The sequence below is a fragment of the Thermostichus sp. MS-CIW-37 genome (assembly GCF_054060065.1).
Map to the genome: position 1 here is coordinate 85,814 of NZ_JBSSCV010000002.1, position 16,462 is coordinate 102,275.

The 16,462-nt window shown below is 57.7% G+C and carries 10 protein-coding genes and 1 tRNA gene; 8 read left to right on the forward strand and 3 right to left on the reverse strand.

Annotated features, from left to right (window positions below; translation table 11 throughout):
* The first annotated feature begins 130 nt into the window (after positions 1-130).
* The 6 genes from pflA to moaA all read left to right on the forward strand — a co-directional run bounded on the left by pflA (position 131) and on the right by moaA (position 9,956).
* Entirely contained in the window at positions 131-880 is a 750-nt protein-coding gene (gene pflA, locus ACVWYZ_RS01535; protein WP_457465661.1) for a pyruvate formate-lyase-activating protein, read from the forward strand.
* 191 nt (positions 881-1,071) lie between these two features.
* Positions 1,072-1,482 carry an OsmC family protein gene (locus ACVWYZ_RS01540; protein WP_457465663.1) on the forward strand — a complete coding sequence of 137 codons (411 nt, stop codon included), beginning with the start codon at positions 1,072-1,074 and terminating at the stop codon, positions 1,480-1,482.
* Between the two features lie 119 nt (positions 1,483-1,601).
* Positions 1,602-4,232 (forward strand): bifunctional acetaldehyde-CoA/alcohol dehydrogenase, encoded by a 2,631-nt coding sequence (gene adhE, locus ACVWYZ_RS01545; protein WP_457465665.1) that lies wholly within the window; start codon positions 1,602-1,604, stop codon positions 4,230-4,232.
* A gap of 10 nt (positions 4,233-4,242) precedes the next feature.
* Positions 4,243-7,029 carry a bifunctional acetate--CoA ligase family protein/GNAT family N-acetyltransferase gene (locus tag ACVWYZ_RS01550; protein ID WP_457465667.1) on the forward strand — a complete coding sequence of 929 codons (2,787 nt, stop codon included), beginning with the start codon at positions 4,243-4,245 and terminating at the stop codon, positions 7,027-7,029.
* 141 nt (positions 7,030-7,170) lie between these two features.
* Positions 7,171-8,211, forward strand: coding sequence for a sulfate ABC transporter substrate-binding protein (locus ACVWYZ_RS01555; RefSeq protein ID WP_457465669.1), 1,041 nt, complete (start codon positions 7,171-7,173; stop codon positions 8,209-8,211).
* A gap of 767 nt (positions 8,212-8,978) precedes the next feature.
* A complete protein-coding gene (gene moaA / locus ACVWYZ_RS01560) occupies positions 8,979-9,956 on the forward strand; it encodes a GTP 3',8-cyclase MoaA (RefSeq protein WP_457465768.1) in 978 nt (325 codons plus the stop codon).
* Here moaA and ACVWYZ_RS01565 read toward each other — a convergent pair.
* Complete coding sequence (locus ACVWYZ_RS01565; protein WP_457465671.1) at positions 9,953-11,317, reverse strand: CRTAC1 family protein; 1,365 nt, start codon at positions 11,315-11,317, stop codon at positions 9,953-9,955. The two genes, moaA and ACVWYZ_RS01565, sit on opposite strands and share 4 nt — an antisense overlap.
* A gap of 87 nt (positions 11,318-11,404) precedes the next feature.
* Between ACVWYZ_RS01565 and rpsT the strand changes: the two genes are divergently transcribed.
* A complete protein-coding gene (gene rpsT, locus ACVWYZ_RS01570; protein WP_414331315.1) occupies positions 11,405-11,734 on the forward strand; it encodes a 30S ribosomal protein S20 in 330 nt (109 codons plus the stop codon).
* A gap of 102 nt (positions 11,735-11,836) precedes the next feature.
* Here the strand turns inward: rpsT and ACVWYZ_RS01575 are convergent, their stop codons facing one another.
* Positions 11,837-12,274, reverse strand: a complete 438-nt coding sequence (locus tag ACVWYZ_RS01575; protein ID WP_414341644.1) for a hypothetical protein — start codon at positions 12,272-12,274, stop codon at positions 11,837-11,839.
* Positions 12,275-12,759: 485 nt separating this feature from the next.
* On the opposite strand from ACVWYZ_RS01575, the gene ACVWYZ_RS01580 reads away from it, so the two are divergent.
* Positions 12,760-12,832, forward strand: a tRNA-Arg gene (locus tag ACVWYZ_RS01580).
* A gap of 13 nt (positions 12,833-12,845) precedes the next feature.
* Here ACVWYZ_RS01580 and ACVWYZ_RS01585 read toward each other — a convergent pair.
* Positions 12,846-15,506: a sensor histidine kinase gene (locus ACVWYZ_RS01585; RefSeq protein ID WP_457465673.1), complete on the reverse strand. Its 2,661-nt coding sequence runs from the start codon at positions 15,504-15,506 to the stop codon at positions 12,846-12,848.
* Positions 15,507-16,462: the final 956 nt, after the last annotated feature.

A 16,462-nucleotide genomic window follows, 5' to 3' on the forward strand; every position in this document is an offset into this window, starting at 1 on the left:
TCTAAAAAAATCTAGCCCCAACCTAATCCAAAGAGAAACGGAAACTGTGTTCTATTTAACCCGAGTTAGCAATCTGGAAGAAAACCTCAAGATTGATTGATATTTTGCAAAAGTCATCCAGGATAAAAGTATGGATACCGTTATGAACCCCCTGACACCAATTGCTGGGCGCATTCACTCGGTGGAAACCTGTGGCACCGTCGATGGGCCAGGAATCCGCTTCGTAATTTTTACACAGGGTTGTCCACTTCGCTGTTTGTATTGCCACAACCCCGACTGTCGGGATCCGGAGGCGGGACAGCTTGTTACGGTTGAGTCTTTAATTGCCGAGATCCAACGCTACAGGAATTACTTGCGAGGGGGGGGAGTTACGGCTACCGGGGGAGAGCCTTTGCTGCAACCCACCTTTGTAGCTGAGATCTTCCGTCGCTGTCATGAGTTGGGCTTGCACACGGCTTTGGATACCTCTGGCTATGGGCAACTGGAAGCAGCCAAGCCTGTGTTGGAGCATACAGATTTGGTGTTGCTCGATATCAAGTCTTATCTGCCGGAGCTGTATCGAAAGGTTACCGGCGTTTCGCTAGAACCCACTCTTAATCTGGCCCGCTATTTAGACCAGATCCACAAGCCCACCTGGATTCGTTTTGTACTTGTTCCGGGGCTGACGGATCCCGAGGAAAACATTAAGGGCCTGGCCGAGTTTGTGGCCACCTTATCCAACGTGAAGCGAGTGGAAGTTTTGCCCTTTCACAAGATGGGGGAATACAAATGGCAGCAATTGGGATTGCCTTACACCCTTGCCGATGTCGATCCACCCACACCCGAACAGGTGAATCACGCCTTACAAATCTTTCGGGATCAAGGACTGGTGGCTATTTGACAATTCTGCAGTTGCGGCTTGGGTCAGCATAGCCAGGTCACGCTTAGATCCGAAGTGATTCACAGTTAATCTCTAAAACCTCTGCACCGTCTCCAGATTGGCCCTGAGCTGACTGGAATCCAAGTTGATCCCCAGGCTAACTTTACGGACTCTATGTGAACTGAAGAATACCCCAAGAGGAGGGATCCCCAATGGAAGTTTGCGTCACCTACCGCGATGGTGTTCAGTTCCAAGCGGAAAGCCGAGGGCACCGCATTCTCAGCGACCAGCCTTTGGACAATCACGGTCGAGATCAGGGAATGACGCCGCCGGAATGGTTTTTGGCTTCTCTGGGTGCCTGTGTTGGTTTTTATGCCGTCAAATATCTGGAAGCGCGACAGTTGGATCCCAGTGGGTTGGCTGTGGTGGTCACGGCGGAGAAAGTTGAGCATCCGGCTCGCCTAGACAACATTCGCATCCAAGTCAAAATCGGGATCCCGCTGGACGGAAGGCATCAAAAGGGGCTGGAAAAAGCAGTTGATGCCTGCATCATTCACAATACGCTCACCCATCCCCCCACCTTGACCACCGAAATCCAAGTTCCTGCTCCTGTTGGCGTCTAGCTTGCTATAAGGACTCCGTCCTGCTGACGCAATCGGTTACGCAGCGATTTCAGCCAAATATCTGATTGTCGATTATTCCCATTGTCTAAGTCTTGATGAGGTTTTGGAGGGATCCACCGATGCCAGTAACCAATCTAGCCGAGCTGGAAACCTTGATCCAGCAGGTGAAGGCTGCCCAAGCTGAATATGCAACTTTCACCCAAGAACAGGTAGACCGGATTTTTCACAAAGCCGCTCTGGCTGCCAACAACGAACGGATCCCGTTGGCCAAGCTGGCGGTACAGGAAACCGGCATGGGCATTGTGGAAGACAAGGTGATCAAAAATCACTTTGCCTCGGAATACATTTACAACAAATACAAACACGAAAAGACCTGTGGAGTCATCGAGCGGGATGAGAGTTTTGGCTACGAGAGAATTGCTGAACCGGTGGGTCTTTTGGCAGGTATTGTGCCGGTAACCAACCCCACGTCAACGACCATTTTCAAGGCTCTGATCACCCTAAAAACCCGCAACGGCATTATCTTTTCTCCCCACCCGCGGGCTAAACAATGCACCATTGCCGCGGCCAAAGTGGTCAGAGAAGCTGCCGAGGCAGCGGGCGCTCCTGTGGGGTTGATCGGCTGGATCGACGAGCCCACCATCGAGCTTTCTCAGGCCTTAATGCAGCATCCTGAGGTGAAGCTGATCTTGGCTACCGGCGGGCCTGGCATGGTTAAAGCGGCCTATTCTTCGGGCCACCCGTCTTTGGGGGTGGGAGCGGGCAATACCCCGGCAGTGATCGATGCCAGTGCCGACATCCCCACAGCCGTCAGCTCGATTCTGTTGAGCAAGACCTTCGACAACGGCATGATCTGTGCCTCAGAACAGGCAGTGGTGGTGGTGGATGCCATCTACGAGCAGGTCAAGGCCGAGTTTCGCCATCGGGGGGCCTACATTTTGGATCTGGAACAAACCGAAGCCGTGCGCCGCATCCTTCTCAAAGACGGTCGCCTCAATCCGGCCATTGTGGGCCAACCGGTGCAAACCATCGCCACCCTGGCCGGGATCCAGGTTCCCGAAGGTGCCAAGCTGTTGATCGGGGAAGTGGAGAAGGTGGGGCCGGAGGAGCCCTTCTCCTACGAAAAATTGGCCCCTGTTCTGGCCCTCTACCGCGCCAACGATTTCCACAGCGCCGTAGATGTTGCTGTCCAACTGGTCAATTTCGGCGGGCGGGGACACACCTCTGTTTTGTATACAGATCCCGCCAATCGGGACGATATTGCCTACTTTGAAAATGCCCTACAAACGGCGCGAGTGTTGATCAATACTCCCTCTTCCCAGGGGGCAATCGGGGATCTCTACAACTTCAAGCTGGATCCCTCTCTGACTTTGGGCTGTGGCACTTGGGGAGGCAATTCGATCTCCGAGAATGTGGGGCCGCGCCACCTGCTCAACATTAAAACGGTAACCCAACGTCGGGAAAACATGCTCTGGTTTCGGATCCCGCCCAAGGTTTACTTCAAGCCCGGATGTCTGCCTATTGCTCTGCGGGAATTGGCCGGCAAAAAACGCGCCTTTTTGGTGACCGATAAGCCGCTCTTTGAGTTGGGCATATTGCATCCCATCACCCAGGTTTTGGATGAGATTCGCGTGAGCTGGGATGTGTACCACGATGTAGAGCCGGATCCCACCCTCAGCAACGTCAATCGCGGTCTGGAGCAGTTGCGCCAGTTTCAACCGGATGTGATCATCGCGGTCGGCGGGGGATCCCCGATGGATGCGGCCAAGGTGATGTGGCTGATGTACGAGCAGCCCCAGGTGGAGTTTGAAGGCTTGGCGATGCGCTTTATGGACATCCGCAAGCGGGTTTACGAGCTGCCGCCACTGGGGCAAAAAGCTCAGCTCATCTGCATCCCCACCACTTCCGGCACGGGATCCGAGGTGACGCCCTTTGCCGTAGTGACCGATGACCGGGTGGGGATCAAATACCCCCTGGCGGACTACGCCCTCACCCCCACCATGGCCATTGTGGATCCGGATCTCACCTTAAAGATGCCCAAGAAGCTAACGGCTTACGGGGGTATCGATGCCCTCACCCACGCTCTGGAAGCCTATGTGTCGGTGATGGCCAGCGATTTTACCGATGGGCTGGCATTACAAGCCATCAAGCTGCTCATGACCTACTTGCCGCGGGCCTATGAAAAAGGTGCTGCAGATCCCGAAGCGCGGGAAAAAGTCCACTACGCCGCCACCATTGCCGGCATGGCCTTTGCCAACGCCTTTTTGGGGGTGTGCCACTCCCTGGCCCACAAGCTGGGATCCACCTTCCATCTGCCCCACGGACTGGCCAACGCCCTGATGATTACCCACGTCATCCGTTACAACGCCACCGACGCCCCCTTTAAGCAGGCCATTTTTCCCCAATACCGCTATCCCAACGCCAAACACCGCTACGCGGAAATTGCCGATTACCTGCAGTTGGGCGGGGCGGATGACGATGAAAAGGTCATGCGCCTGATTGAGGCCATCGAAGAACTCAAGCGGAAACTGGGGATCCCGGCCACCATTCGCGAGGCCCTGGGGGAGAAAGAGCGGGAGTTTTACGACCGTCTGGAGGCGATGGCGGAGCAAGCCTTTGACGACCAATGCACCGGCGCCAACCCCCGCTATCCCCTCATTCAAGACATGAAGGAGCTGTACGTTTTGGCCTATCGGGGCTGCCGGGTGGATTCTGCCCTCTACCATCAGCCGGAACCAGTGTTGGCCTAAGGAGTAGGGTATGTGGCAACGACTGGATCCCAGTGTGGATATCTGGAGGGCCCGATCCCATCCCCTGAATCCCATTTTTCTGCCCCGTTCGGTGGCGGTGGTGGGGGCCACGGAGCGGGAGGGCAGCGTGGGGCGGACGGTGTTGTGGAACCTCATTAGCCACCCCTTTGGCGGCACGGTTTACCCGGTCAATCCCAAGCGGCACCAGGTGTTGGGGATCCGGGCCTACGAGCGGCTGTCCGCTCTGCCGGAGCCGGTGGATTTGGCCATTATCGCCATTCCGGCAGCGGGAGTGCCCGAGGTGGTGCAGGAGTGCGTAGAAGCCGGGGTCAAGGGCGCCATTGTTCTTTCAGCAGGCTTCAAGGAAACGGGCCCTGCTGGCTGGGAGCTGGAGAAGCAAATTCAGCAGACTATCCAATCGCGTCAGCGGGACGGAGTCCTTGGGAAGCTGCGCTTGATTGGCCCCAACTGCCTAGGGATCCAAAACCCCCACACGGGCTTAAACGCCACCTTTGCTGCCCAGATGGCCCGGCCCGGCAATGTGGGCTTCATCAGCCAAAGTGGGGCCCTGTGCACCTCGATCCTGGACTGGAGCCTGCAGGAAAATGTGGGCTTCAGTGCCTTTATCTCTCTGGGATCGATGCTGGATGTGGGCTGGGGAGACTTAATCGACTACTTGGGCGAGGATCCCCATACCCACAGCATTGTCTTGTACATGGAATCCATCGGGGATGCCCGCTCTTTTCTGTCCGCGGCCCGAGAGGTGGCCCTGAGCAAGCCCATCATTGTCATCAAGGCGGGGCGCACCCAGGCGGCAGCCCAAGCAGCCGCTTCCCACACGGGCTCCCTCACCGGCAGCGATGCAGTGTTGGATGCGGCCTTCCGCCGTTGCGGCGTGCTGCGGGTGGATCACATTGAAGATCTCTTCGACCTGGCGGAGGTGCTGGCCAAACAGCCCCGTCCTCAGGGCCCTCACCTGACCATCCTCACCAATGCCGGCGGGCCAGGGGTGCTGGCCACCGATGCCCTCATCCGCGCCGGGGGATCCCTGGCCCAGCTCTCCCCCCAAACCCTGGAGCAGCTTAACCAGCTCTTGCCCCCCCACTGGAGCCACGGCAATCCCATTGATATTTTGGGGGACGCAGATCCGGAGCGCTTTGCCCAAGTTTTGGAAGTGGTGTTGCGGGATCCCGGCAGCCAGGGTTGCCTGGTCATCCTCACCCCCCAAGCCATGACGGATCCCACGGCCACTGCCGAGAAAGTGGTGGAGACCTGGCGGCGCAGTGGATCCCGGCAGCCTATCCTGGCCAGTTGGATGGGGGGAGCTGGCGTGGATGCGGGCGAGCACATCCTCAACCAAGCGGGGATCCCTACCTATCGCTACCCGGATCAAGCGGCGCGGGTGTTCGGCTATTTGTGGCGATTTAGCTACAACCTCAAGGCCCTCTACGAGACCCCCACTCTGCCCCCTTCAACAGCGGTAGAGCGCGACAAGGTGCAGCAAACCTTTAGCCAAGCTCGGCGGGAAGGTCGAACGCTTCTAACCGAGGCGGAGTCCAAAGAGATCCTGGCCGCCTACGGGATCCCCGTGGTGCCGACGCGGGTGGCCGAGAGCCCCGAAGCAGCAGTGGAAGCTGCCGAGGCCATGGGTTACCCAGTGGTGGTGAAGCTCTACTCCCACACCCTCACCCACAAAACCGATGTGGGCGGCGTGCAGCTCAACCTGCCCGATGCTGAGGCGGTGCGCCGGGCCTTCGGGCAAATCCTCCGCAACGTCAGCGAGAAAGCGGGGCCGGAGCACTTCCAGGGGGTCACGGTGCAGCCGATGGTGGACACGGATGGCTATGAGCTGATCCTGGGGAGCAGCCAGGATCCCCAGTTTGGGCCGGTGTTGCTGTTTGGCAGTGGCGGACAGCTGGTGGAGGTGTTTCAGGATCGCTCCATTGGCCTTCCCCCCCTCAACACCACCTTGGCCCGGCGTCTGATGGAAAACACCCTCATCTACAAAGCCCTCAAGGGGGTGCGGGGACGCCCAGCCGTCGATCTGGAGGCCCTAGAACAGCTCTTGGTGCGTTTTAGCCAACTGGTGGCCGAGCAGCGGGAGATTAAAGAGATCGACATCAATCCGCTGCTGGCTTCCAGCGAGGGCCTGCTGGCTTTGGATGCCCGCGTCATTTTGCGAACCGAGCAGGATCCCCAGGTGCCCTTGGCCATCCGCCCCTATCCCACCCAGTACATCTGGAGCTTCCGGGACGGCATCACCATTCGCCCCATTCGCCCTGAAGACGAGCCTTTGGTGATCGATTTTCACCGCCACGTCTCCGATTACAGCGTCTATCTGCGCTACTTCCACCCGATCAAATACAGCGCCCGCATCGCCCACGAGCGCCTTACCCGCATTTGCTTTAACGATTACGACCGCGAGATTGCCTTAGTAGCAGAAAAACAGGAGCCAGAGGCCAATCGCGTCAGCGGGACGAAGTCCTTAATCCTCGGCATCAGCCGCCTCTCCAGAAAACATGGCTTTCCCCAAGAAGCAGAGTTTGCCATGCTGGTGGCGGATCCCTACCAACGGCAAGGGATTGGCACAGAGCTGTTGACCCGCCTCATTCAGGTGGCCCGCTGCGAAGGGATCCAGCACCTCACCGGCGAGGTTCTTGGCGAAAACGAGGCCATGCGCCGCCTGTGTCAGCGGCTGGGGTTTCAGTTGCGCCCTTCTCCAGAGGATCCTGGCATTCTCAAGGCCACGCTGGATCTCGCTGTCGATGCGGCGATCCCCACCCCCTGTCCTGCCTAGGGATCCTTAAATAAAAACGGTTTGCCGACCGGCTTACCGTAGAATAGGAACAAGGGCCTGCTCCTTCCGCCTACAGCAAGCGGAGCCCCTCTGTCGGAGAGAGGCTGGGGGCGAGGGCGGCCCGAGGTTTTGAGGACGGCTATGGAGGTTACAAAGACAGGCGGGATCCAGAGGCTGCTGGCGAGCGGGGGACGGTGGCTGGGGATGGGATCCCTGCTGCTCTGCCTTCTGCTTGGCCTTGGCGGCTGTGGCCGAGGGGGGGGATTGCAGGGGGAAGTCAGGATCCTCCTCGCTTCTTTTGCGGTGACGCGGGATGCCTACCGGCAGATCATCCCTGCTTTTGAGGCCGATTGGCTGGCGAAAACGGGGCAACGGGTGCGGGTGGAAAGCAGCTACGGCGGCTCGGCAACGCAATCGCGGGCAGTTATTGACGGGCTGGATGCCGATGTGGTGGCCTTGGCCCTGGCTTTGGATGTGGAGCGCCTCGTGGCTGCGGGTCTCATCCAGCCGGGATGGGAAGCCCGCACCCCCAACCAAGGGATCGTTACCCGTTCGGTGGCAGTAATTGTAACGCGGGAGGGCAACCCCCAGGGGATCCGCTCTTGGCAAGATCTGGCTCGGCCCGGCTTGCAGGTGGTTACCGCCAACCCCAAAACCTCAGGGGGGGCTCGCTGGAACTTTTTAGCCCTCTGGAGCGCTGTCCCTGAACCTCAGGCCCTGGCCTTCACCACCCAGGTCTACAAAAATGTCCGTATTTTGCCGCGGGACTCGCGGGAGGCCACCGATGTTTTTTTCCAGAAAGGGCAAGGGGATGCCCTGCTCACCTACGAACATGAGGTGATCCTGGCGGGCTTGCGCGGCCAATCCCTGTCCTATGTGGTGCCCGACCCCAACATTTCCATCGACAACCCCGTAGCCGTGGTGGATGCCAATGTGGATCGCAAAGGTACCCGTGCCGTGGCCGAAGCCTTTGTGGACTACCTATTCACCCCAGAAGCGCAGCGGGCCTTTGCCGAGGTGGGCTTTCGCCCGGTGGAGCCGACGGTGGCCCAAGAGTTTGCCTGGCGGTACCCTCCTGTTGAGAAGCTGGTTACCGTCGCCGACCTGGGAGGCTGGGAGGTTGTCCAAAACCGCTTTTTTGCCGATGGGGCCTTGTTTGACCGCATCCAAGCCCAGTTTTGACGCTCATCCCGCTAACGCAAAGCAAGTAGCAGGAGATTCCCCCTTCACCGAGTCTTGACCCGATGCCCTAGAGGACATCCCCGCCAGAACCTCTCCAGGGGCCTTTGAGGACTTCGTCCCCCTGGCGAGCACCTCACCGCGCTCCCCAACCCGATCCCGCAGCACCATCCCACCGGCAACATCCCTGGGCAGCCAACAGCCACAAGAGCACTCATACCAGCGGGTTCTCAGCGCCTCACCCCACGCCGGACACTCCTGAGAGGTGCCTGCCGCCCTCTCTCTGGCTCCAGCCTTGCCCCGCTTGAACCCAACCCAGGGCAGCGCCGAGTTCAGGAACTGCCCATGACCGGCCTCCACCATAGGCTTGCCCAGCACCCTGCGCCTTGAGGGTGGACTCATGGTCAGGGTTGTGATGGGCGCGTTGTGTATCACCACCTGCTGCCTGCCTTCCTGTGGCGGTGCGCCTTTGTCGGTCATCACACAAAAGCCATAGGCTGAGCAGCCAGCGGAGATGGAGGGATTGTTCTTTCTGCTGGCTCGCTGCTTCACCACCCCTGCTGCACGCGAAGCACTGCAATGAATCTGGGTAGAGATTTGCACCTCAATCCTCGCAGTATCCTGCAAACTGGAGGTGTTGCCCCCGCCAGCTAAAATCTCAAGACGGTTCTCGCTGCCTTCACGGATGAAGACTCTGGGAGGTTTTCCAAAAGCGACGGAAAGTGCCCTTGAGGGGAAAGGTTGCCATTTTTTTCCTGGCCCAGCTTGCCATGCCGACCGTCAACTATCTGCGCATCAGCTTGATCGATCGCTGCAATTTCCGCTGCCAGTACTGCATGCCCGACGAGGCAGAGTTGGCCTGGCTGCAAGCCCCAGAGCGCTTGACTGATGAGGAAATCCTTACGCTGGTTCAAGAGGTGTTTTTGCCCTTGGGGATCGATTGCTTTCGCCTCACCGGCGGCGAACCCCTGCTCAGGCCGGGGCTGGAGTATCTCATCCGGGCCCTGTGCAGCCTGCCTGGGGTGAGAGATGTGTCCCTTACCACCAACGGCTTCAACCTCAGCCAAAAGGCCCAACTCCTCTATGAAGCGGGGCTGCGCCGCATCAACATCAGCTTTGATTCCCTCAACCCCGAGACCTTTCGACTGATCACAGGGCGGGATCGCTGGCAGCAGGTCTGGGCCGGGATCCAAGTTGCCCACCAAGTGGGGTTTGATCCCCTCAAGTTGAATGTGGTGGTGATCCCTGGGCTCAACGAATCGGAAGTGGAAGATCTGGCTGCCCTTACCCTGGAGCGGCAATGGCATGTGCGCTTCATCGAGTTTATGCCCATCGGCAATGCTGCCCTCTTCCAGCAGACGGGCTGGGTAGAGTCTGAGGTGCTGCGACAGCGAATTCGCGCTCGCTTTGGCCTGGAACCCGGGTTTGTGGCCGGCAATGGGCCGGCAGATGTGTTTCGCATCCCAGGGGCAAAAGGCACCTTGGGCTTTATCAGCCAGATGTCGGAGTGCTTTTGCGATCGATGCAACCGCATGCGGCTGTCCAGCGACGGTTGGCTGCGCCCTTGCCTGCTCAACGAATCCGGCCAAATCAACCTGCGGGATCCGCTGCGAGCTGGGATCCCTGCCGAAAGGCTAAGGCAGCAGGTGCGGGAATTGCTGGACATCAAGCCGGATATCAACTTCAAAGGGCGGGACACCGGCAGCCAGGGATCCTACCGGCGCACCATGTCTCAGATTGGCGGCTAGCGGGGATAAGGGATCCGCAAAAGCTGGTTGACCGGTGGGTGGGCCACCTGCAACTGTTTCCCATCCGGCCACTGGATCTGGATTTCCTTGACCCCTGTTTCGGATCCCAGGCCAAAGTGGGCCACCGGCTCCATCTGACAGAGGTAGCCGCTGCCGGCGTCGATGGCCTGGATCTGGGTACGGGTGGAGGTGAGCAGCCTTACCAACGCGCCGCGGGCCGGGGCTCCCTGGCGGGTGAGGGGCAGAACTCTCAGCCAGTTGTTGGCATTGGCCTGAGGGCGATAGAAGCTGAGAGGCTGGGCGCCAGACTCCCCATGGGCAATCAACAATTCCAGACGACCATCCCCATCCACATCGGCCACTGCTGCTCCTGTCCCCAATCCCTGCGGCTCGGCAGCATCTCCAATGTCAATGGCTTGCCAACGGCCTGAGCGCCAAGCAAACAGACGGTTGGGCTCGCCGATGTTGTTGAAAAACAGCTCTGAGTAGCCGTCGTTGTCGAAGTCGGCAGCGATGACTGTGCGAATGCGGGAGGGCCTAGCCAACTCCGGGGGGGCTACATCCTTAAAAAAACCGTCGGGGGTCTGGATCCAGAGGCGATGGGGGCCTTCCCAGTTGCCATAGAGCAAATCCAGCCGTCCATCCCCATCCAGATCCACCGCCGCCACGCCGCGCCCATGCTCGTCGGGATCTGCTAGGCCCACCTCAGCGGCAATCTCTTCAAAGGTGCCATCTCCCCGGTTGCGAAACAGAAAGTTAGGTCCCTGCTCATTGACGGCAAAAATGTCCATCCGCTGCGAGACCAAGGGCACGGCCACCAACCCCCGCCCGCCCGTCACCCGATTCAATCCCGCTTCCGGCGCTACATCGGCGATCATCTGGTTGGAGGCCAGCTCATACAGGCGCATGGGGCCGCCGTAGTTGGCTACGAAAAATCCATAGCTCCCCTGGCCAAGACGATCCACACAGGCTACAGAGCGACCTGCGGTCAAGTTGAGGGCATCTTGGTTTTGCGGCAGGGAGAACAGATCCACCCAGGCGGATCCCTGCCAGTCGAAGAGGCGATCCCCAAAGCGCTTGCGCCCGCCGAAGGTATCGGTGTTCAAGACATAAAGTTCTTCCTGCCCGTCCCCGTCAAAGTCGGCAGCAGCCACCCCAATTGCCATGCGCCCTGCATCGGCCAGGGTGTCGTCTGCTTGATCCACCAGGGTTTGCCCATCCCACTTCAAGACTCGATTCGAGCCGCGGAACCCGCACACAAACAGCTCAAAGGCCCCATCCCGATCCAAATCGCAAGCGGCAACCCCGTAGAAAAGGGCAGGTGGGTTAAAGCGGATCTGCGAGCTGCAATCTTGAAACATGGGGATCCCATCGGAGAACAATAGGAACTGGTGGAGCTTCCAGCTCTGATGGTATGCTGGATCTTCGCTGGAACTTCCCCTTCAACCATGCCACGCATCAAATCTGCCATCAAGCGCGTTCAGATCGCAGAGCGGAATCGGCTGCGCAATAAAGCCACCAAAGCCATGGTGCGCGCTCTGATGAAGAAAGTGATCTCCCTCTCAACTGCCTATGCCGCCAACCCACAGCAAGAAACTCTGCAGGAAATCCAGGCGGCGATGAGTGCTGCTTTCAGCCGCATTGATAAAGCTGCCAAAACCGGCGTCCTGCACAAAAACACAGCCGCTCGTCGTAAGGCTCGGCTGGCCCGGATTGTGAAGCTATCTGTGGCTTCCTCGGAAAAATCCCAGGCTGAGGCTTTGGGTGGGCGTGATTGACTTCTCCTGCTGCTTCGGAAGTGGTGCTTGTGCGGGATTTCAGCCGCACGCAAACGAGATTTTGCCTCGGTGCCGGCAGGGATCCCAAGTAGCAGCCAAAACCTAATCTTGAGTATCCAACCTGCGCACCAACCAGCGCCGCAGCGGATGCCACACCGGCAAGGATAGGATCCAGCGGGATTGCTGCTCCAGCATGAGACGCTCCACCGGATACAGGCCGAACAGCTCATAGCGGCTTTGGGCAATCAGGATCCCCATCGTGAAGCTGACACAGAGCAACAACCCCAAAGTCGGCCATCCTGGGCGGTGAAACAAGGCATATCGCAGGCCCGTCCAAGTAAAGTAATCCCACAGGCGGGCTATATCCGCTCGCAAAGCCCAAAGGCTAGGGATCCCGACCACCAGCCACAACAGGCCCAGAAAGATGAAGCTACCGCCGTGGTAGAGGCGCAACAGGCGCTTGGCTGCCGGAGACAGAGCTTGAGTGCCAGAGGCAGCTTTCTTTTCCGCAGCTGAGCCAGGATCAGGGAGCAAGGGCATGGGGATCCCAATTTTCGACACCTCAACACCCATTTTGGACTTATCTCCGACGCAATAGCTCGGTTGCATGGGATCCTCGAACTCAAACGAGTACTTTTCTGCTTTCGGCTCGTCCATTTTAAGGGATCGATGCACAGGGAGCCCAGTTGTGGCTCTCCCGCTGCACAGCGCCATCCAAAAAGGCACTGATCAAAGCATCTGCTCAAAGCATCTGCCGTCTGCAAGTCTTCCTTATCCGTACAGTCAAGTTTCCTGAGAGACGCCCAGACGTCCCGTTCCAAGAGCTTGGCAGACGATCTCTTTGACGTTCATATCCTGAGCGAAAACCAACATTCCCATGGTGAAGGGATCCCGCCCTGGCTCCCCAAGGCAAACCGCGCAATTTGCCCAAGCAACACTGCGGAAATCCAAGCCAGAGGCAGGTGGGCAGGGTTGGGGATTGGGAACTTGGTCGGGGATATAATGGCTCTGCATCCTTTTCTTCGGCCTTGCTAGCTCAATGGATAGAGCACCGACCTTCTAAGTCGATGGTTGCAGGTTCGAGTCCTGCGCAAGGCGCTGGCCTTGCCCTCTAAGCCTTGCTTGGGGTTTCCGACAAGCTGACCTGATGGGGGCACCACATCTGAACCATCACCTGCCGAGAGTGGCTTTCTACCCGCAGGGATCCCTGCAGCAGCTCCACTGCCTTTTGAACCAGCGATAGACCCAAGCCCGTTCCCCCAGCGTTGCGGCAATCCAACTGGGGGAGGCGATAGAACTTTTCAAAAAGGCGGGGCAACGCTTCTGCAGGAATTTCCACCCCTGTATTGCGCACCGTGATCAGCCAGCCGGGACGGCCATTGGAGTTAGCCTGGCTCACACTCAAATAGATGCTTTCCCCAGTGGGGGTGTACTTACACGCATTGTTTAAAAGCTCGCTGACCACCCGCGACAAGAGGCTCTCATCCGTGCAGAGGGGCCAAAGGTCGGGATCCCATTCCACCTGGAACTGTTGGCCTTGCTGCGCAGCCCGCAGCCGGAAGGGCTCGGCAAGATTGGGGATCCATTCCTGGGGAGATAAACAGGTAAGTCTGAGGGCTTTGTTTCCGGATTCGAGGGCTTGCAATTCCAACAGGTCGTTGATTAACTCCAGCTCGCGGTTGGTCTCCATCTCCAAAATCTGCAAGTAGCGCCTTTCCCGCTCGGTTAGGTTGGCTTTAGATAGAAACCCAATAGCCAGCTTCATGTTGGTGAGAGGTGTGCGCATTTCGTGGGAGACCATGTGCAGAAACTCATCTTTGAGTTGGTTGAGCTCCTGCAACTGTTGCACCTGACGCTGGATCGTTTGATAAAGACGTGCTTGGCGAATGGCGATGGCACATTGGCCGGCTACCCGTTGGATGAGCTGTTGTTCCCGCTCGGTAAATATCTGCCCCGGTGGACGGGAGCCACAAATATTCCCCAAAACAAGCAGTTCCTCGTGTTGAGCTGTCAGATCCCTTTTGTCGCAAATGGGAGCGATGATCAGGGTGTAGCGGTCGTGGTTGGGCCAGCAGGGGTGATGGAAGTTGCTCAATTGGCAGAGCTGTCCGCGCTGGAGCTGACGAAGCACATGGGCGAAATCCGCAAACGAAACCTCCAGGGGGAAGCGCCGGATCCCTTCTCCGGCCAAATAGTCCACCGCCAAAACGCTGACCTGCCGCTCTGGGTCATACAGGGCAATGGCGCAATTGGATAGGTTCAAGCTGAGGGCCAATTCTCGGGCCACCGTTTCCAAGATTTTTTGTTCGTCCAAAGTGGAGCGAATTTCTTCGGTGATGAGCTGGAGTAGCGCTTCGTCGTTGTAAGCTTGTTCGAGCTCTGCATTGCGCACCCGCACTTGGTAATCCAATTCAGCATTGGCCTGCTGCAGCTTTTGATAAAGCTCTGCCTGCTGAATGGCCACTGCCAGGTGCTCCCCGATAGCCTTGGCCAGCTCGATCTCATCGGTTTGCCAATCCGGATCTGAAGTCAGGCGCCGCAGCGATAGCCCGCCCCACATTTGTTCCTGACAAGCCACCGGGATCACCAGCCAAGGGCCCAGTTGGTATTCTCGCTTCTCATAAATGGCAAAGGGATCGGCAATCTGCTCCGGATCCTGGACATGAAAAATTTGCAGCCGTTTCAAATGATCGAAAACCATAAAATCCCTGCTATCCGGCAGTCGCAGGTTCAGATTGTTGGGCAAATTAGGAAATCGGCTATGGCTGGCAATGCCCAACCACACGGCCTCAGCGGGCAGGTACTGATAAAGGGTAACTCGTGCTGCCTGCAACACTGCCCCCACTTCCCGCACCGCCACATCAAATAGGGTGGGTAAGTCCAGAGAGGTGTTGATGGCCTGAATGAGCTGGCTGAACAGTCTTTCTCGCTGCAATTGCCGCTGCAGCTTCAGCTCGGCTTGCTTACGAGGGGTGATGTTTCTGATGATCATCAGGACTTGATCTTCCCCATAGGGGACGATGCGAGCCTGCCGATATTGGGGCTGAGGGGATCCCTCTGGGCAGGGGTATTCGATCTCTTGAGCTTGCCGGGTTGCTAGGGCCAGCTCCAGATGCTCGCGAATGGCTTGGGCTATGGGTTCCGCCCCACCGGTGCAACCGGTATCAGGAAACAGCTCTTCAGGAGTTTTGCCCAGATAGTAGGCAGGGGGATGGGGGACAGAAAAATGGCTGGGCGGCTTGAACTCCAGACATCGGCCCTGGCGATCCAGACGAAGCAGCATGTCGGGCAGGGCTTCCAGGAGCTGGCGATAGTGGCGCTCTCGCTCGGCCAAGGTGATCTCTAATTGCTTGCGCTCGCTGATATCCAGGGTCACCCCGACAACCTGGCCGGGATCCCCTTTCGGCCCCAAGAGCACAATCCCCTGGGAAAGCTGCCAGCGCATCTGGCCGTCGGCCTGGTAAACCCGATATTCCACCGAAAAGTTGGGATCCCCCTCTACCGCCCTGGGCCCAGCCGTCTGCAAAGCTTCTTTCACCCTTTGGCGATCTTCCGGGTGAACGTGCTGCAAAAACACTTCCAGGGTGAAATCTTGGCCGGGATCCAGCCCGTATTTGGCCTTGCATTGGGGAGAGGCAATCAACTCCCAGGTGCGCAAATCCAGTTGCCAATAGCCCAGTTGGGTGGCTTCTAAGGCCAAATAGAGATGCTCCGGATAAAAGCTGCCGTCTCCTGGCCGCACCGGCACCAGGCGGTATCGAGTTGAAGCCATCTCCCTCACCAGACGGTTAATTTGCCGCAAGCCCTGCCTCATTGTGGACGATTTTCAGGAGACGTGAGGGATCCTACTATTCGAATTGCTAGAAATTCCTAACCTTGAGCATGGCTTCAGGGTAACTCTTAGATATGTGTTCTCCGACACCAAACCTTCAACTTGAGCTGGACTTCAACTTCACGGGGAGAAGGCCTAGGGTCACACCCTGCTGATGCGACCGGGAGGCTTTGGGCCGGGCTTGTGGGAAAGGGGGGTGCCTCTGCTATAGTATCGTCAGTTGCATTTCGGATCCCAAGTGGTGGGATCCCCCTGGCAGGTAGGGTTGGGGCAGGCTTCGAGATGTCTTTGCGCTCTTGCGAGAGTTGACGTTGCGTTGAGCTTTCTCGGTGTGATCCTGCCCTTAGCCTGCGTGAAGCGTTTTCTCTTTTTTATGCTTTCCTGTGCAACGTTAAGCCTGACGTTTAATCACAGAAAACTTCTCCTGCTCTCGAGTTTGGGTTTATCTGTAGTAAGACCTGTATTCAGATTTTCCCGATGGGTTGACGGTTTCCTGTTCGCCCTGGCGCGGCTTCTCAAGGTGCCGTTGCCCTCTTCATTTGGTTAGCGGACGGGGAAACAGAAGATTGCTAGATCTGGACAATTAGCAGGGCCGAGGTTGTCTTCACTTCCTTGGGCTTTGGCTTAAGTTTTCCTTTCCCCGGGTATCTCTTGCAAAGTTGCCCGATGTTGGCGATGGCAACAGGATAGTCTGTTTAGCCTGCTGTTAGGTTTTCTGGATTCTCTGAGTTGGGTTGATGGGCTGGCCCGCGGCATGGCGAGCGAAGGGATCCCTTTGACCTTTCTCAGCAGACTTCTCCCTATTTTTTCCTAGCTCAACTCAATCATTTTCCAACCGAAGAATTCAAGGTTATTGCTGTGGTTTGTAAAGTTTCTCCCAGTTTGGATCGACATAG